A 243-nucleotide genomic window follows, 5' to 3' on the forward strand; every position below is an offset into this window, starting at 1 on the left:
GGTCATCACTGTTCGAGCTTGACCATCAACAATCTTAATATCTAAGTCAAGAGCATGCTCTTCTATTAAAGCTTCAAACTGCTCACGGCGCCGTTGATTGACCAAGGGGGCAACCAACTGTAGTCCAGGAAACTGCTTTACTAAGCGCTTAGCAGACTCAAAAAACACCGGACTTAGTAATCCCACCTCGGCGTTACGACTGCCTGGCAAAATCGCTAATACCTTATGTTCAGGGTTCAAGCC

At 46.5% G+C, this 243-nt stretch carries 1 protein-coding gene; it reads right to left on the reverse strand.

The window, feature by feature from the left end:
* A partial coding sequence (locus Q4528_RS15540; RefSeq protein ID WP_303522617.1) for a glycosyltransferase family protein occupies positions 1 to 243 on the reverse strand: 243 nt, incomplete at both ends.

Origin of the sequence: Staphylococcus pasteuri (assembly GCF_030547725.1) — a bacterium.
Classification (GTDB): Bacteria; Bacillota; Bacilli; order Staphylococcales; family Staphylococcaceae; genus Staphylococcus; species Staphylococcus pasteuri.